Origin of the sequence: Carnobacterium iners (assembly GCF_900177385.1) — a bacterium.
Taxonomy (GTDB): Bacteria; Bacillota; Bacilli; order Lactobacillales; family Carnobacteriaceae; genus Carnobacterium_A; species Carnobacterium_A iners.
In genome coordinates this window covers 1336251-1353841 of record NZ_FXBJ01000002.1, presented here as the reverse complement: position 1 = coordinate 1353841, position 17591 = coordinate 1336251, and the positions used below count along the sequence as shown (strand labels likewise).

General features: G+C 35.0%; 13 protein-coding genes, 1 pseudogene and 1 riboswitch. Of the genes and pseudogenes, 3 read left to right on the top strand and 11 right to left on the bottom strand.

The features are described from left to right. Nucleotides 1-134 precede the first annotated feature (134 nt). From B9Y54_RS06595 to B9Y54_RS06580, 4 genes and pseudogenes are all read right to left on the bottom strand, one after another. Entirely contained in the window at nt 135-977 is an 843-nt protein-coding gene (locus B9Y54_RS06595; protein ID WP_085559530.1) for a metallophosphoesterase, read from the bottom strand. 223 nt (nt 978-1200) lie between these two features. Further along, nucleotides 1201-2715: an ABC transporter permease/substrate-binding protein gene (locus B9Y54_RS06590; RefSeq protein WP_085559529.1), complete on the bottom strand. Its 1515-nt coding sequence runs from the start codon at nt 2713-2715 to the stop codon at nt 1201-1203. After that, nucleotides 2712-3686 (bottom strand): ABC transporter ATP-binding protein, encoded by a 975-nt coding sequence (locus B9Y54_RS06585; RefSeq protein ID WP_085559528.1) that lies wholly within the window; start codon nt 3684-3686, stop codon nt 2712-2714. Before B9Y54_RS06585 ends, B9Y54_RS06590 begins: the two co-directional genes overlap by 4 nt. Nucleotides 3687-3719: 33 nt before the next feature. Next, nucleotides 3720-4454 (bottom strand): annotated as a pseudogene (locus B9Y54_RS06580) (metallophosphoesterase). 256 nt (nt 4455-4710) lie between these two features. Here B9Y54_RS06580 and B9Y54_RS06575 point away from each other — a divergent pair. The 3 genes from B9Y54_RS06575 to B9Y54_RS06565 are packed head-to-tail and all read left to right on the top strand — an operon-like array spanning nt 4711 to nt 7518. Further along, nucleotides 4711-5571 (top strand): efflux RND transporter periplasmic adaptor subunit, encoded by an 861-nt coding sequence (locus tag B9Y54_RS06575; protein ID WP_085559527.1) that lies wholly within the window; start codon nt 4711-4713, stop codon nt 5569-5571. A gap of 15 nt (nt 5572-5586) precedes the next feature. Then, nucleotides 5587-6276, top strand: coding sequence for an ABC transporter ATP-binding protein (locus B9Y54_RS06570; protein WP_085559526.1), 690 nt, complete (start codon nt 5587-5589; stop codon nt 6274-6276). 39 nt (nt 6277-6315) lie between these two features. Beyond that, nucleotides 6316-7518: an ABC transporter permease gene (locus tag B9Y54_RS06565; RefSeq protein WP_420836097.1), complete on the top strand. Its 1203-nt coding sequence runs from the start codon at nt 6316-6318 to the stop codon at nt 7516-7518. Nucleotides 7519-7564: 46 nt separating this feature from the next. On the opposite strand, the gene B9Y54_RS06560 is transcribed toward B9Y54_RS06565, so the two are convergent. From B9Y54_RS06560 to pgmB, 7 genes are all read right to left on the bottom strand, one after another. Beyond that, a complete protein-coding gene (locus B9Y54_RS06560) occupies nt 7565-8956 on the bottom strand; it encodes an L-cystine transporter (RefSeq protein WP_085559524.1) in 1392 nt (463 codons plus the stop codon). A 254-nt stretch (nt 8957-9210) separates the two neighbouring features. After that, nucleotides 9211-11880 (bottom strand): cation-translocating P-type ATPase, encoded by a 2670-nt coding sequence (locus B9Y54_RS06555; RefSeq protein ID WP_085559523.1) that lies wholly within the window; start codon nt 11878-11880, stop codon nt 9211-9213. Between the two features lie 146 nt (nt 11881-12026). Continuing rightward, nucleotides 12027-12332, bottom strand: a complete 306-nt coding sequence (locus B9Y54_RS06550; RefSeq protein ID WP_085559522.1) for an MGMT family protein — start codon at nt 12330-12332, stop codon at nt 12027-12029. Nucleotides 12333-12509: 177 nt separating this feature from the next. Next, complete coding sequence (locus B9Y54_RS06545; RefSeq protein WP_085559521.1) at nt 12510-13973, bottom strand: NCS2 family permease; 1464 nt, start codon at nt 13971-13973, stop codon at nt 12510-12512. 176 nt (nt 13974-14149) lie between these two features. Further along, nucleotides 14150-14249, bottom strand: a riboswitch (purine riboswitch). Between the two features lie 561 nt (nt 14250-14810). Further along, entirely contained in the window at nt 14811-15869 is a 1059-nt protein-coding gene (locus B9Y54_RS06540) for a LacI family DNA-binding transcriptional regulator (RefSeq protein WP_234987855.1), read from the bottom strand. A 46-nt stretch (nt 15870-15915) separates the two neighbouring features. Then, on the bottom strand, nt 15916-16920 hold the full coding sequence (locus B9Y54_RS06535; protein ID WP_085559519.1) for an aldose epimerase family protein: 1005 nt from the start codon (nt 16918-16920) through the stop codon (nt 15916-15918). After that, on the bottom strand, nt 16907-17578 hold the full coding sequence (gene pgmB, locus B9Y54_RS06530; protein WP_085559518.1) for a beta-phosphoglucomutase: 672 nt from the start codon (nt 17576-17578) through the stop codon (nt 16907-16909). The genes B9Y54_RS06535 and pgmB overlap by 14 nt, the downstream gene beginning before the upstream one ends. Nucleotides 17579-17591 lie beyond the last annotated feature (13 nt).

The following is a 17591-nucleotide window of genomic DNA, read 5'->3' as shown; positions in this document are numbered from 1 at the left end:
TTCCTTTCTTATTTCCATTCATCTTCCTTATTTTAGCATAATCTTCTACTTTTAACTAAAGTTGTTATAATTCTTTTTCAAAAATATAAAAAATGAAAAAGCAACTACAAAAAATAGTCGCTTTTATTTGTTAATTAGTTCCTAGTGTTTCCAGGTAATTGGAACGTTATCATCGCGTTTAATAACTCTGATTTTGCACTTTTAGTCGGCCAATGTTTTTTGCCACCTAAACAAGCACAAATAAATTGTACTTGATTTACGAAAACTGTTTTCCGAAAGTGAACATGTCCCATAATGCTGTATGCAATATTAGGGTAGTTTTCATAAAGCCTCTCATACGTTGAACTTCCTAAAAAGGCATTAAAATAATCATAAATTTTATGCGGCAAAGTCACAACGAATTTAGGATGTGTCACTACATGAGTCATCAAAATAACTTTCCGATCTCCTATTTTAGCTAAATCTTCTTCTATTTTTTCTAACATCCATTGAGTAACCGCTTGATCAGACACTCCCCAATCACAAAACTTCTTATCCTGCCAAGTTCCTGCACGTAAAGACATTTTTTGAAATTCAGCCGTACTGTATTGATTTGTATCTGCAAATCCATAATCATACCAGCCTGAATTACCGACTACTGCCCATTCATCATTAATGATGTAAGGTTTTTCTAAGATGCTTTCTGGTTGTTCTTTGAAAAATTGATAGATTTTTTTCGTATCCTTTTCACCGTTTATTCTAGACCAATAATCATGATTTCCTGGTACAAATAATATTTTTATCTTACTTAATGCTGTTAGTTCATCCAGAAAAGCTTGCGATTCATGGTAATCACTGCTGATATCTCCAGCAATTAAAAAAAGATCGATTTTTTGTTTTTTTATCTGTTTGCTTAACAGAATTGCATAGGTTTCATTTTCTGGTAAGTGTTTACCATTTGTATCAATATGCAAATCTGATAATACACCTATTTTCATTTTAACCCTCGTTTCTTTACTAGTAGTCTATCTACCCTAACTTTTTATCCACTATAAAGCAAGAGAGAGAGTGTGGAACAACTGCTCCATTCTCTCTCTTTTTTATAATCAACTAGAATTAAATTCTGGCTCTTTTTTTAAATTCAAATTATCCTCGAGGCTTTTGCGGCCTCTTGCGGTATTTTTCATTTTCCTCTCAGAGCTGAACAGAGTGCTTCGCATCTTATTTGATTAGTTGTTTTGATTTTAGGAAGTCTTGAGCTACTTTTTGTGGAGTTTGGCTATTTACGTTAACTTCATAGTTCATTTTACGCATTTCATCGTCTGTTACTTGCCCACTTAGTGTGTTTAATACACCTTCTAATTCAGGGTGTTTCTCTAATGTTTTCTCAAGCATTAAAGGTGCGCCTTGGTAAGGTGGGAATAACCCTTTATCATCTTTTAGGACAACTAATTCGTATTCTTCTAATTCACTGTCTGTTGAATAAGCATCTAACAAATTAATGTCACCTGTCTCAATAGCTTGATAGCGCAGTTTAGGTTCCATTGTTTTTAAATCATCAAATGTAACACCATATAAATCTTGAATACCTAGGTAACCATCTTGACGGTCAGCAAACTCAAGTGTGAAACCAACTTTAACTTTATCTGAAACATCTTGTAAATCAGACATACTTTCTAGATTGTATTGTTTGGCTATCTCAGAAGTTACAGCTAATGTATACGTATTATTAAATGCCATTGGTTCAAGCAATGCCATTTCGTATTGTTCTGATAAGCCAGTACGAGCTTGTTCATATACTTCTTTTTCACTTGTTGAGACAGCTTGTTCATTCAAGAAAGTAGCCAGTACTGTTCCTGTGAATTCTGGATAAATATCAATATCCCCTGATTCTAAAGCATTAAAGACAAAAGTTGTTTTACCCATATTTGGCTTCAATTCTACTGTCAAATCGGTTTGATCTTCAATCAGTTCTTTATATATATTCATAATAATTTCAGGTTCTGAGCCTAATTTACCGGCAATTGTAATTTCTTTATCTTGTCCTGTAAACAATGGAATAAGTAGAATCCCCGCTACTACTACCGTTACAGCACCAAGTACGATAACAGTCTTTTTAAACGATGTTTTTTCAAAGTAACTAAGGAGATAATCAAAACCAACTGCTAATAAAGCTGCAGGTACTGCACCTAATAAGATTAGATAATTATTGCCCCGGTCAATGCCTAATAAAATCAAACTTCCGAGTCCTCCAGCTCCAATTAAAGCCGCAATCGTTGCTGTACCAATAATCAATACCATCGCATTTCGAATCCCTGCCATTATAACAGGCATAGCAATAGGCATTTCTACTTTTATTAATTTTCTAAAGCGGTCCATTCCCATTGCATCTGCTGCTTCTACTAAAGAAGGGTCAACCTCCGTTAATCCGGTATAGGTATTTCTTAGTATTGGCAGTAAAGCGTAAATAACTAACGCAATAACGGCAGGTAATTTCCCAATTCCGACTAGTGGTATCATTAAACCTAATAAAGCTAATGAAGGAATCGTTTGAAAGATAGCTGTTACTTGAATAATTGGATTAGCTATCTTTTTGTGGTGCGTTAAAAATATAGCTAGTGGAATAGCTAGAGCAACTGCAATTAATAAAGAAATAAATGAGAGCTGAATGTGCTCTATTAAAGCCGTCCATAATAGTCCTTTACGATCTTGAAACGTATTTATTAGTTCATTCATCCGACTTCACCTCTATTTTCAATAGTTGCTGCTAAATATGACATTAATTGTTGATTTGAAATTTTTCCAATAAGCTGACTATTTGCATCTTTAATAAATACCGTATCCCCTTTTGACATACTAACGATTAGCTGATCTAAGGTATCATCTGTCGATAATATTGTTTCGCTTTTTTCTTGGCTATCTATTGATGTTACATAACCACCTTCAATGAGGTCTTGAATCGTTTGAGTTTTATCCACTTCAATATTACCTGACTTTAAAAAATTCCTAACAAAATCATTTTTAGGATGACTCACTATTTCCTCTGGAGTTCCTAATTGAACGATTTCTCCTTTATCAATCAAGGCGATACGGTTTCCCAGCGATATCGCTTCTTGCATATCATGGGTGACAAAAACAATTGTTTTCCCCCATTTTTTGTGCATCTCTACAACATCTTTTTGCAAATTATTACGACTAATTGGGTCCAACGCACCAAAAGGTTCATCCATTAAGATAATATCAGGATCTGCTGCAAAAGCTCTTAAAACACCAATTCGCTGCTGTTCCCCACCTGATAGTTCAGATGTTTTTCTATTACGGTAACTTTTTGCATCTAGTCCAACACTCTCAAGTAATTCCGTCACTCGATCGTGCATCTTATCTTTAGACCATTTTTTCATTTCAGGAACAGTAGTAATATTTTCTTCCACAGTCATGTTAGGAAATAAAGCAATTTGTTGCAATACATAGCCCATATTCCAACGCAACTCTTGGATATTATACTCACTGATTGGTTTATCTCTTACATAAATATAGCCAGAATTTAATGAGATTAATCGATTAATCATCTTTAGTAGTGTTGTTTTCCCACATCCACTAGGACCAATCAATACAAAAAACTCGCCATCTTTGATTTCTAAATTTAAGTTGGAAATAACAGGAGTTCCTGGTATATATTCTTTTGATACGTCTTTAAATTTTATCATCTTCATTCTCCTAATTCTTATTTTCTCTTTCTGTTAACTCTTTGCATCCCAAACATATCCTTGATTTACGAGCTTATAGTGCTTAAGTATAGTCATTTCATCAAAAAAAACGCCAAGTAAAGAACCACCATAAACAGCTCCGAAATCGATATCAATCTTATTATCTTCTATCCATAAGTCTGATGTTTGATTATCCCCATATAAAGAAGAAGTAATGGTATGGCCAAAGACAATTGTTTTACCAGTTTTATTTTTCGTCGAACGAAACGGTTCTCGAATCCAAACAAAATCTCTTGGCGAAGTTTGCTTCCAATCTTTTTTAGTTAAGTCAACACCAGCATATACAAAAATAAAATTGCCCATTCATAATAAATCGGCAGATTGTTTAACCTTTGTTTTAAAGCATGGGTAACGACTGACGATTAGTATCGCCATTTCCGTTGGGGAATATTCGTCTGCTAATCCTCCACGGAGGAACGTTTCAAGGATTTTCAATCCACCATTCCTAGCATATAAATCAACATTCTTTTCTGGTTGTTCTAGAAAATTCAAGAGCGTTTCTTCATGTTTTCCCTTTATCCAAATCGCTTCTTTTTCTTTTACTAATTCATCAGCTAAAATAAAACAGGCTTTTGGATTTTCTCCTCTATCTCCAATATCTCCTATTAACAGTAATTGTTGCGTAGCTTTATTCCAGTGGGTCAACATTTCTTTAAATAAACTAATTTGACCATGGATATCTCCTATTGCAAATAATTCTATCTTCATAAAAGGCCTCTTTTATTCCCCTGTTTCATACTATTATTACTAAGAAACATATTTTCTTAGATGATTCTTTAACTATACACATTTTATTGAAAAAAATTGAATGATATGCTCATGTAATCTTTATTCTTATTTTATTTAATCTTAAGAGCACTTAGTAGACAGACATCCCTTAAAAAAGTAAAATTAACGGATGACAGTATGTCATACCTATTTTATCTTGTTACTGTTTTTCTAAAAAGAAAGGATGAATGATTTTATGACTACAAAAAAAATACTGAGCGTTAGTATCTTAGTGGCTATCATTGCTTTTATTGGCTACAGCATCTTTACATCTTCAACAAGCAATGAGGCTATTTCCGTTCGAACAGCCACGATAAGCAAAGAAACGATTGTCGAAACACTTTCTACTACAGGAATAATAAAGCCTAACCAAACACAAGAAATTATTGGACAAGGGCTTGTTTCAGAAGTAGACGTCGTAGTAGGTGATCTAGTTGAAGAAGATGACCGTTTGGTCCTCTATCAAGATGGTTCAGAAAAAAGAGCTGAATTTAAAGGGACCATTACAGCAGTTAATCTTTCTCCCGAAGAGGTTGATTTAAGCATGCAAACTGGTGAATCGGCTATTGTATTAGCCGATTTAACTAACTTACTTGTTGCGATTCAATTAACAAAATCAGATGCACCTCGTGTTAAAAAAGAACAAGTGGTGACGTTAACTAGTGGTTCAAAGACTTACCAAGGGAAAGTGACACAACTTGATCCAACTGCTAAAGTAATGAGCGGCCAATTTGGCAACACAGCGGCTTTATCTGCAACGATTGCTTTCGATGAAGCATCAATAGGTCTTTTTGCAGGCTTTGATATTGATACTGAAATTGTTACCGAAACAGCAAAAGATGTTCTTTCTTTACCAATTGAATCTTTACTTTATAATGCAGAAAACAAACCTTACGTTTACCTTGTTGAAGACGGCATAGCTAAGGCTCAATTAATTGAAGTAGGTACTCAGTCTGATACGGCTGTTGAAGTAAAAGGCGGATTAGAGGTTGACCAGACTATTATCTTATCACCTGATGAAAAAGTAAAAGATGGAATAGCTGTTTCGAAAAAATAGAAAGATGGTGATAGCATGATTGAATTAAAAAATATTGTTAAAACCTATCGAACGGGTGATGAGTCTCTAGTAGCATTAGACGATGTCACGTTGTCTATCACGGATGGTGAATTTACTGCTATTATGGGTCCTAGTGGTTCAGGTAAATCAACTCTTATGAATATTTTAGGTTTATTAGACCAATTTGATTCAGGTACGTACTTTCTAAATGGTGTAGATGTTAGCAAACTTAGCGACAATGAAGGAGCACATGTTCGCAATAAAGAAGTTGGTTTTGTTTTTCAATCTTTCAATTTAATGCCACGCATGACTCTTTTAGAAAATGTTGAATTGCCAATGATTTATGCCGGTATTCCTGCTAAAGAACGAAAAAAAAGAGCTCTAAAAGCTTTGGAACGAGTTGGATTAGCTAACCGCGTCAAACATAAGCCTAATGAAATTTCGGGCGGACAAAAGCAACGTGTCGCTATTGCTCGTGCCATCGTTAATAATCCTTCTGTTTTAATGGCCGATGAACCAACTGGGAATTTAGATTCTAAAACAGCAATTGGTATTTTACGAATCTTTCAAGAGTTAAATGTAGAAGGAACAACTATCGTGATGGTTACCCATGAACCTGAAGTAGCTATTTATACTAAGCGTATTCTCTCATTTTTTGACGGCGCTCTCAAGGAAGACCACTCGCAGATACCAGAAATAATATAGGAAGAAGCTGATTTTTTGAGTATTAAAGAAAATTTCAAAATGGCTATCGATAGTATTCTAGCTAACAAAATGCGTTCTTTTTTGACCATGTTAGGTATTATCATTGGAATTGCAGCTGTCATCGCTATTCTTGCTATTGGTAATGGCGCAACGTCAAAAATTACAGGTACATTTGACGATCTTGGAGCTTCGACTATCTCTGTTTCTTTAAGCGAAGATGCGTCTAGAAGTGATGCGTTTACAGATGAAGATATTCAAGCATTAAAATTATCCATTCCAGCTATTACACATATTTCTCCTGATAAAACCATTCAAGCTTTTGTCGAGTCTGAATTTGATAAGCGATCTTCTTTAGTCTTGAGCGGAACACCAGATATGCAATACACCAATCAAGCTATGGAAAGCACTCTTGTCTATGGCCGTTATTTTAATGAAACAGATTATCAAGATGGTAAGAATGTTGTCGTAGTAAGTGAAGATACGGCTAAAGCTTTATTTAATAATCGAATCAATATTGTCGGTGAAAAACTAGTTCTTTCAGGAAATACAGGGAATAGTATTCGTTTGCGAGTCATCGGAGTTGTTAAGGGGACTTTTGATAATTTGCAAGGCGCCTTTGATATTACTCAGATTCCTGTTTATCTTGCTATCCCTTTGACAACAATGAGTAATTTAAATCCTGATGTAACGACAATAGAAAGCTTAACGGTTCAAGTAACCGATAAAAATTCAATTGAATCTGTATCTAAACAAATGGTCCGGTTATTAGAAACAAGGCACAATACACTAGGTAAAGATTACTGTACAGCTACGAATTTCTTACAAGCTTTAGACCAAGTAAATTCTGTATTGAGTTTGTTTGTTAATTTTATTGCTGCTGTTGCTGCTATTGCCTTATTAGTAGGTGGCATTGGGGTAATGAATATTATGTTGGTTTCTGTTACGGAACGCACACGTGAAATTGGCACACGTAAAGCACTCGGTGCAACAACGGGGACAATTTTAATGCAATTTTTAATGGAGGCTGTTGTTTTAAGTTTAATTGGAGGCATTATCGGTCTCGTATTGGGTATTCTCTTAGCCTTTGGTGTAGGTAGTGCATTAGATATTGTACCAAGCATTACCTTTACTGCTGTAGCGGCCGTATTGCTCTTTTCAACTGCAGTCGGGATATTCTTTGGTATCTATCCAGCTAGAAAAGCCGCTAAACTCGATCCAATTGAAGCACTCAGATACGAATAAGTTAAAAAAAACATCCCTCTCATATGAGAAGGATGTTTTTTTATTATTAGATATCTGATTTGATGATTGCTTCATCATCATTAAATACTGATTCATCAAAGCGTTTTACTCGTTTTGATGAAATGATACCAGCTAAGATGCTATCATTAACATTCAATAATGTCCGTGCCATATCAATTACAGGCTCAACAGAAATAACTAATCCAACAATCGCTACTGGAAGGTCTAATGCTCCTAAAACAATTAAAGCTGCAAAAGTTGCTCCGCCACCAACACCGGCAACACCAAATGAGCTGATTGTTACAACCGCTACAATAGTAAAAATGTAGGCTGGACTAAAGACATCAATTCCAACTGTAGGGGCTACAATAGCCGCTAACATTGCAGGATAAACACCCGCACAACCATTTTGCCCAATCGACATACCAAATGTCCCCGCGAAGTTAGCTGAAGCAGCATCTACTCCTAAAGCTTTGGTTTGCGTTTCTATATTCAATGGCAATGTTCCTGCACTTGAACGAGAGGTAAATGCAAAGCTCAAAACTGTCAAGGTTTTCTTTAGGTATTGTATAGGACTAACTTTGTAACCTAATAAAATAAGCATGTGGATTAAGAACACCGTAATTATTGCGGCATAGGAGGCTAGAACAAATTTGCCTAGATTCACTAATGCATTAAAATCACTTGTTGATAGAGCTTTTATCATTAAAGCAAAAACTCCATAAGGTGTTAATCTTAAAACTAACGTAACGATACGCATCACGATAGCATATAAACTTTTAATTATTCTTTCAAAGAAAGCTCCGTCTTCCGGATTCTTTCGAATGATTCCTAGATACGCTACTCCTACAAAAGCAGAAAAAATAACTACCGCAATTGTACTTGTTGAGCGAGAATTAGATAAATCTGCAAAAACATTAGATGGAATAAAGTTCACTATTTGCTCTGGTAACGATAAATCTACAACCATTTCTTTTCGTTCATCTAACGCTGCAATTTGAGTTGTTTCAGCAGCTCCTTGAACAAATTCTGCACCATCCAAATTGAAAAGCATCACACTTCCAATTCCAACCAATGCCGAAATAGCTGTCGTTGCTAACAAGGCCGTCAAGACCGTCGCACTAATTTTCCCTAGATCTTTTGTTCCTTCAACTTTAGTAAATGCTCCAACAATTGAAACAAAAATTAATGGCATAATTAACATTTGTAACAGACGCACATACCCTGTTCCAACGACATTAATCCATTGAATTGCCCCTGTTGTTACTTCCCCAGTTGCTCCGAAAATTAATTGCAAAATTGCACCGTAAACGATACCTGAACCTAACGCAATAAAAACGCGTGTTGAAAATTTAATATGTTTCTTTTGTAAGCGCCAAAAAGCATAAATGACCGCCACAAATAAAAGTAGTGCAATGATGATATAAAGATTTGTCATGATGATCCTCCCTTTGTTTTGCCTCCCATGACTTGGAAAGCCAGTGTATCATAAGATTAAAGGTCTCAGACAATCGTTTTTCCCGAACGAACGCCCTAAATGTGAGGAATAATGATCCAAATTTAGTGATTCCTTATTCTACTTTATTTTAGTAAGAAGTTCAACAATTAAGCTCAGGCTTTTAAAATAAAAAAAGTTTTATTGAGCTTACTTAACCTCAATAAAACTTTTTTTATTATCTAGTTGATTATCGTTTATCCTCTTTTATCAAAAGTACGGATACCTAATTTGATAAGTTCTACTATCGGAATAATAGAAAATGACGCACTTAAAACAATTACCCATTGGATTGTATCTAAGTGGCTTACTCTAAACGCATCATTCAAGCCAGGGATTAAAACAACAACCGCTAACAATGCTCCTGAAACCAATATAGATAAGTTAAACATTTTGTTTTTAAAGAAACCTACTGTAAAGAGAGATTTTTTAACGGATTTTACATTAAAGGCATGGAATAGTTGCAACATTCCTAGTGTGATAAATGCCATTGTTAAAGCATCATTATGAATCAATTCAGCATTTCCCGCATGTATAGGATAATACGTCGCCCACCAGTAAACAAATAGCGTAATGCCACCCTCAATAACCCCTTGATAAATGATACTACCTAGGACACCATTGGAAAAGAATGTCGCTTCTTTTCCACGAGGTTTTTGTTCCATGCTGTCTGCTTCCGCAGGCTCCAATCCCAAAGCAATAGCTGGGAATGTATCTGTTACCAAGTTAATCCATAAAATATGCACAGGTGCTAAAATACTCCACCCAAGAAGAGTGGCAATAAATAAAGTTAACACTTCACCTAAATTTGCAGATAATAGAAACTGAATAGACTTTTGAATATTTGAGAAGACTTTTCTCCCTTCTTCTACTGCAACGACAATAGTTGAGAAGTTGTCATCTGCTAAAACCATATCACTGGCACCTTTTGATACTTCAGTGCCGGTAATTCCCATTCCAATACCAATATCTGCTGTTTTTAAAGCTGGTGCATCGTTTACACCGTCCCCTGTCATCGCGACAATTTTTCCAGCTTTTTGCCAAGCTTTAACAATCCGTACTTTATGTTGGGGAGAAACACGAGCATAAACAGAATAATCTTTTACTCTAGTTGAAAATTCTTCATCGCTAATCTGATCTAATTCAGCGCCTGTAATGACTCCTCCAACTTGTGTTGCTTCTAAAATACCTAATCGTTTAGCAATCGCTTCTGCAGTATCACGGTGATCGCCAGTAATCATAATCGAACGAATTCCTGCTCTTCGTGCAACGGACACAGCACCCTTTGCCTCTTCTCTTTCAGGATCAATCATTCCTATTAAACCTGAGAAAACTAACTCTTGTTCTACATTTTCTGAACTCATGTCAGTAGGTATACTTTCTACCTGCTTATAAGCTGTAGCTAAAACACGCAATGCCTGAATAGCTAATTCGTGATTAGTCTCTAAAATTATTTTCTTACTTGCTTCATCTAATCTTTCGACTTTATCATTTTGAATATACCGTGTACATCTCTTTAATAATTCATCAGGTGCTCCTTTGACAGAAACTAAAAATTTTCCGTCTGCTTGTTTTTGGACAGTAGACATTAGCTTTCGTTCTGAATCAAATGGAATTTCAGCGACTCGAGGTTCCTTAGCTAAGACTTCAGAAACATTGATTTCTTTATCTAGAGCAAACTGAATCAAGGCTGTTTCGGTCGGATCACCAATTAATGTTCCATCCCCTGATATCTGAGTATCATTTGCATACATCATCGAATACAAGATTGGTGAATCAATTTCTAATGAGTCAGTACTATCTTGAAGTTGGCCATTAGCGTATATTTTTTCAACCGTCATCTGGTTCATCGTGAGCGTTCCCGTTTTATCAGAACAAATGATATCTGTACTGCCTAATGTTTCAACTGCTGGCAATCTACGAACGAGAGCCTTTCTTTTAGCCATTTTTTGTGTTCCTAGTGCTAAAATGATTGTCACAATAGCAGGTAAGCCTTCAGGAATAGCAGCTACAGCTAATGAAATAGACGTTAACAGCATATCAAGCCAACCGCGGCCGTTTAATAATCCAACAATAAATATGATAATGGCAATAACCAAAATAGCAACTGTTAAATATTTACCTAAACGATTCAAATTATTTTGAAGGGGTGTCACGGTTTCGTCTGTTGAAGCAAGTATCTTAGCGATTCCGCCTACTTCTGTGTTCATTCCCGTTCCTACAACCACACCTTCACCACGACCGTATGTAACATTGCTATTCATATAAGCCATGTTCGTCCGATCTCCAATGCCTGCTTTTTCGTCTTCAAGAACGGTTAACTCTTTATTCACTGGAACCGATTCTCCAGTCAAACCAGACTCTTCAATTTGCAAAGAAGCCACTTCTATTAAGCGTAAATCTGCTGGTACAATGTTGCCTGCTTCTAATAAAACGACATCGCCAACAACGAGTTGGTCGCTTTTCAATGAAACAATTGTGCCGTCACGTTTCACACGTGCTTCTGGCGAGGACATTTCCTTTAAAGCGTTAATGGCTTCTTCGGCTTTCGCTTCTTGAAAGACGCCTAAAACAGCGTTTAAAACAACAACAACGAGAATAATAATGGAGTCAGTTATGTCTCCAAAAATACCCGATATAACAGCTGCAGCCAATAAGACAATAATCATAAAATCTTTAAATTGCTCAAAGAATTTGACGAGTAGACTTTTAGTTTTCCCCTCATTTAACTGGTTGGGTCCGTATTCTGCCATTCTTTTTTCTGCTTGCGCTGAAGTTAATCCTTTTTCAGAGGATTGTGCTTGATCAAAAACAGCTTCTTTTTCTAACGTAAAGAAAGTCTTGTTCTTTTGGTTGTTCTTGTCCACAGTCTCATCTCCATTTCTTAGATAGCTAATTCTTTTATTCCTTATTACATTAATTATATCCCTCTCTAATTAGCAAAGCAAAGATTTGTACAAAGCCAATAAGCTATTTTTTAAAAGCCTTTATTTATCAGTAATTCCCCTCTTTTTTATGGTTGATACCGGTAGATGAGTAAATCTATTTTCCCATTTTTCATCAAATGAATTCCTTCAGCATTTAACTTTTCTTTTTGAGTAAATCTTCCTTCTTCATCTTTTAATCCGATCTCACCCTTAGCATTTATAACTCGATGCCAAGGAAGATTCTCCTTTTTACTCATCGAATGCAAGAGTCGAACAACTTGTCTTGCTCCTCTTTTATTTCCAGCTATTTCAGCAACTTGCCCGTAAGTCATCACTTTTCCAGCTGGAATCTTTTTCATTACTGCTATGGCTTTTTCAGTAAATGGTGTCATATTTTTATTCCTTTCTTTTAAAAAAATCTACTTATTTCTTTTAGTGTAACAGTTCTTAATAAAAATAACGGCACTTTATTTTTATCTTCTAATGACTATATAATCTTTATAAAAAGAAACAGAAAATAGTCTCCTATCTTCCATAATGAAAGACAAGAGACTAAGTTTAAGGCCTTGTTAGATAAATGCTAGTACTATAAAGTTTAAGATGAATAGACCGGTTGAAATCCATAAGACTGGATGAATTTCATTGGCTTTCTTTTTAGCCACTTTAACAATGACATAAAAGATAAAACCAGCAGCAATTCCGTAAGAAATACTATATGCTAATCCCATAAAGACCGAGGTGAAAAATGCGGGGATTGCTTCTTCTAAATCATTCCATTGTATTTCAAGCAATGAAGACATCATCATAATGCCAACAATAACCAATGATGCTGCCGTTGCTTGTGGAGGCACGATAGCAATAACCGATGAAAACAAACTAGATAATAAGAATAAAATAGCGACTACTACACTAGTTAAACCCGTTCGACCACCCGCTCCAATTCCAGCAGCACTCTCGACAAATGTCGTTGTGTTTGATGTACCAAAGATCGCTCCGACTGACGTTGCAATCGCATCTGCAAACAATGCTTTATCCATTTTAGATTTGACGCCTGATCCGCTCTCTAAAGCTAACTCGTCCTCAGTAGTAAAAATACCTGTTTTGCGACCCGTTCCAATAAATGTTCCGATTGTATCAAAAATATCTGATAAACTAAAAGCAAAGATAGTCATCAAAACCAAAGGCAAACGAGAGGCATCTGAGAATAATGAAATCATCCCATTCGCACCAAACGCTGCACCAAATGTAATTTGTAATTCTGAAATAGCATTTCCTAAAGAATTATCTGGATTAGAAATAGCAGATAAATCAACAATACCCATTGGAATGCCAATCAGGGTCGTAGCAATAATACCCATTAAAATAGCACCGCGAACATTTAATACTACAAGAATCACTGTAATGATTAAACCAATTAAGGCTAGTAATGTTCCTTTATCCGTAAAATTAACTAAACCAGGAATAATGCCACCATCAGTTACTACGCTAGCAATACCGCCTGTATACGTTGCTTCTGTCGCGTTAAAAGCAGCGTTATTAATTGATTGAATATTTGGACTTTCTGAAGTGAACTGTAAAAAGCCTGCATTTTTAATACCGATGTAAGCAACAAAAATTCCAATTCCTCCACCAATCGCATTTTGAATGAGTTCAGGAATAGACTTGATAATCATTTTTCTTATTTTTGTGACCGTTATTAGAATATTGAAAATACCACAGATGAAAACCATCGCTAAAGCTTCTTGCCATGAAAAACCTAAAGCGAAAACAACTGTATACGTAAAGAAAGCATTTAACCCCATCCCTGGAGCTTGTGCGTAGGGGACATTTGCAAATAGTCCCATGACTAAGGTTCCAATTGCTGAAGCAATTAGAGTAGCAAGAAAAACAGCTTGAGTAGGCATACCGGTTAAAGATAATATTGCAGGATTAACAAATATAATATAAGACATTGCAAAAAATGTTGTTATTCCAGCTATAACCTCAGTTGTAACTGTTGTTCCATTTTCTTTCAGTTTGAAAAAATTTTCCACTTTTTATTCCCACCTTATTTATAGTTACAAAGAAGTACAAGAATACATTCTTTTCTAATTTAATCAGTATGACTATTAGGCAATTTGTTTTAGTTTATTAACAATAAACGTTTATAAACGCAAAAAAACAGCTGATTTTCTATCAACCGTACAATCCTAACTATTTTGGGACAGCAAAAAAGCAGCTTTCCCCTAATAGTCGGATCATTTACGGTGTCCGGTAGAAACTTAAAGCCCATATCGCTTAATTATATTAGAGTGTATTTCTTCGTCTCCACTTATTATAGAATAAAAAAATTCTTATTACAATATATTTATTAACAATAATTAAAAAAAAGTTTTTATCGTTCGTATTTGTTTCATGGATTTTAATCCTTTCTACTATTACAAATAGACAAGACGTTTAAAAAAATCATTCAGTTATTATTCTAAAGTTTTTTCCTTTTATTTGTACACTCATTAAGAATATTTTCTCACCTATTTTATGATTTATTAAAGAGTTATCCACTGCCTTTTGTGAACAACTTTCTTTTTTTTCATTTAATCTTTTTTTTAATGCTATTATAGCTAGATTGATAAATTTATCTCTCTTTCTTAACAGGTTGTGAACAAAGTAATCAACAGGTTGTGCACAACTTTCTTTTATTGTTTTTTTATTAATTCCAGCCTTTTTATTATTAAATCATTCAGTATTTTTATTTCTGATTTTTTAGTTAAATAATTAATCAGTAAAAAAATAAGTTAACTCTAATAAACCCTGCTTTCCTAAGCAAATAATTGTAGGATAGCTGTTGACTATCCTACACTTCCTTTTAGAAAGGCAGATAAAAGAATAAACTAGAATGCGGTTTGATTCAACTTGCATGATTTTCGTTCAATAATTTCGTGTGGCAAAATAACTTTGATAGCTAAATTTTGTTTTCCCTCAATAAGATCTATTAATTTTTCTACTACTTGTTCACTTAAATAAGCTACGTGTAAGTCAATTGAGGTTAATGATGGTTGGACCATCTTCGCAAAAATAGAGTTATTAAAACTAATAATTGATATATCCTCAGGAATACGTAAATTAAATTCTTTGAACAGATAAACTAATTCCATTGCAATTAAATCATCCCCTGCTACTACTGCAGTTGGGTGTTGTTCTGAAATAAACAACTCTTTTATTTTTTCTTTTTGGTTAGTAGATATCATTTTCTCTTCTAAAATATACTTGGGATTAACCTCAATTCCTTTTAATAAAAGAGCTTCTTTATACCCTAGTAATCTTTCTGCAGACATCATTTGATCCGCATGTTTATTAATATAAGCTATTTTTTTATGGTTTAAAGCTAATAAGTAATTTGTTGCATCTCTACCAGCTAATTTATTATCATTATCGACATAGACAATTTCATTTTCATATTCATAAGGCTTACCGATCATAGCGTAAAATAATTTTTCTCGGTGTAAATACTCAATAATTTCATCATTTTTTTTAGAATAAAGAACAATAAAGCCATCAGCTCTGCCGCCCTTAGCCATTGTTTGAATGCTTTCAAGCAACTCTTCTTGCGTTGTTCCTGAAGCTAAAGCTACCATATACTTATTTTCATTACAAGCTTTACTGATTCCGCGAATCATTTCTAGAAAAAAAGGATTTTTAAATACTGTTCCATCGGAAACAGGTAAAATCACTCCAATTGTTCGCATGTTTTTACTTACTAATCCTCTTGCTGCCAAATTAGGTTGGTAACCTAGTTCTTCCATTACGGAACGAACCTTTTTTTTAGTTTTCTCACTGATACTTGAATGATCTTGGATCGTGCGTGAAACAGTTGAGGTAGCTACACCTGCTTTTTTCGCAACATCTTTGATTGTAATAGCCAAAAAATCCACTTCCTTATAGTTGATCATCGTTTTCTCTTATCATAAGCCATAATCTGTAGACTGACAAGTTTCTTTAAACAGAAAAATGATAACTTGTTTGAGAAGAATGGGGTTTATTAGGCTCAAGAATAATGGATTGAAAATGCTCATGATGAACCGCATCAGGCAATTCTTGCGTCTCTAATGCTAGTCCTAGATGACTGCACATTTTTTTACCATTAATAAAATAATCTTCTTCCATTCCAGTTGTAGAAAACACAACAACAGACTCTCGTGTTGTTTTAATTTCCAGTCTTCGACCGCTCTCTTGTTCGTTTAACACTACTTTGCCTTCTTGCAACTTAAATGGTGTATCATATCCCTTAGGATTTTTGTTCAAAGCTTTTCGCAATGAAGTTGGCTCTCTGAAATCATAGACAGTATCCTCAACTGCTAGTAGACGACCCGTGGGATATTTTTCGTCATCTGTTTCAGCATAAACCTCGCTAGACATCTGAAGTTGATGAGTTTCTATTGTGCGTTTAGTATCTCCACTTAAATTAAAATAGGTGTGATTAGTTGGATTGAATAGCGTTTGTTCATCTGTTTGAGCTTCTACATTCATTATCCATGTATGATTATTTGTCCAGAAATAGGTTACTGTTACAATTAGGTTACCAGGATAACCGTTTTCGCCAGCTGGGCTATGATGACTGAATTGTATTCCTAATTTATCCGTTTGGTTTGTTATTTCTTTCGTTTCCCAAACAAGATGACTGAAATTTGGTTCTCCACCGTGAATGTGATGCTTTCCTTCATTTAGTGTTAGTTGATGATCTAACCATTGACCCTTTCGAATTCTTCCGGCAACTCGTCCGATTAACGCACCAAAATAAGAAGGGTAGGCAAGGTAATCCGATAGCCGGTCAAAACCAAGCACGACATTTTCTAGGCTTCTATTTTTGTCAGGAACCAAAATAGCTGTAACAATAGCTCCATAATTTAAGCATTTAAATACGGCTCCTTGATTATTGACTAAGTGATATTCGATAATTTCTTGATCTTCTATCCAACCATAATGCCGCTTAATTAATTTCATGGCATTCAGTCCAAATCCTCTTTATTAAGTCTGCCGTTAGTTCGTTTGTCGCTATTACAACTTTATCTGCAGCACTTAAGACCTCTTTATCGCCAACAGCAATTGAAACTATATTTGCGCGATTAATGGACTCAACACCTGCTGCTGCATCTTCAATCCCAACACATTCACTAACAGAACAGCCCAATTGTTCAGCAGCTTTTTGGAAAATTTCAGGATCAGGTTTGCCAGCGGATAGCTCAGCTGGATTTACAATCGTATCGAATAAGTCATACAATCCTAATTTTTTTAAAATAACTGGTCCATTTTGACTGGCAGATGCTAATCCTAGTAAACGATGGTCATTTTTTAAGTCAACTAATAATGATTCAATACCTGGTAAAATATCAGCAGAACTCATTTGTTCGATCATTTGTTTATACTCTTCATTTTTACTAGCGGCTAATGCTTCTTTTTCAGCTAGTGTGAATTCATTTTTTAATTGGCCTTTTTTTAAAATTAGTTCGAGTGAATCTGTACGACTCACTCCTTTTAATTGTTCGTTAAATTCTTTATCTATTTCAATTCCTAATTTTTCAGCTAAAGTCTTCCAAGCTAAAAAATGGTAGCCTGCTGTGTCTGTGATAATTCCATCTAAATCAAATAATACAGCCTTCACTTTTATCTCCCCT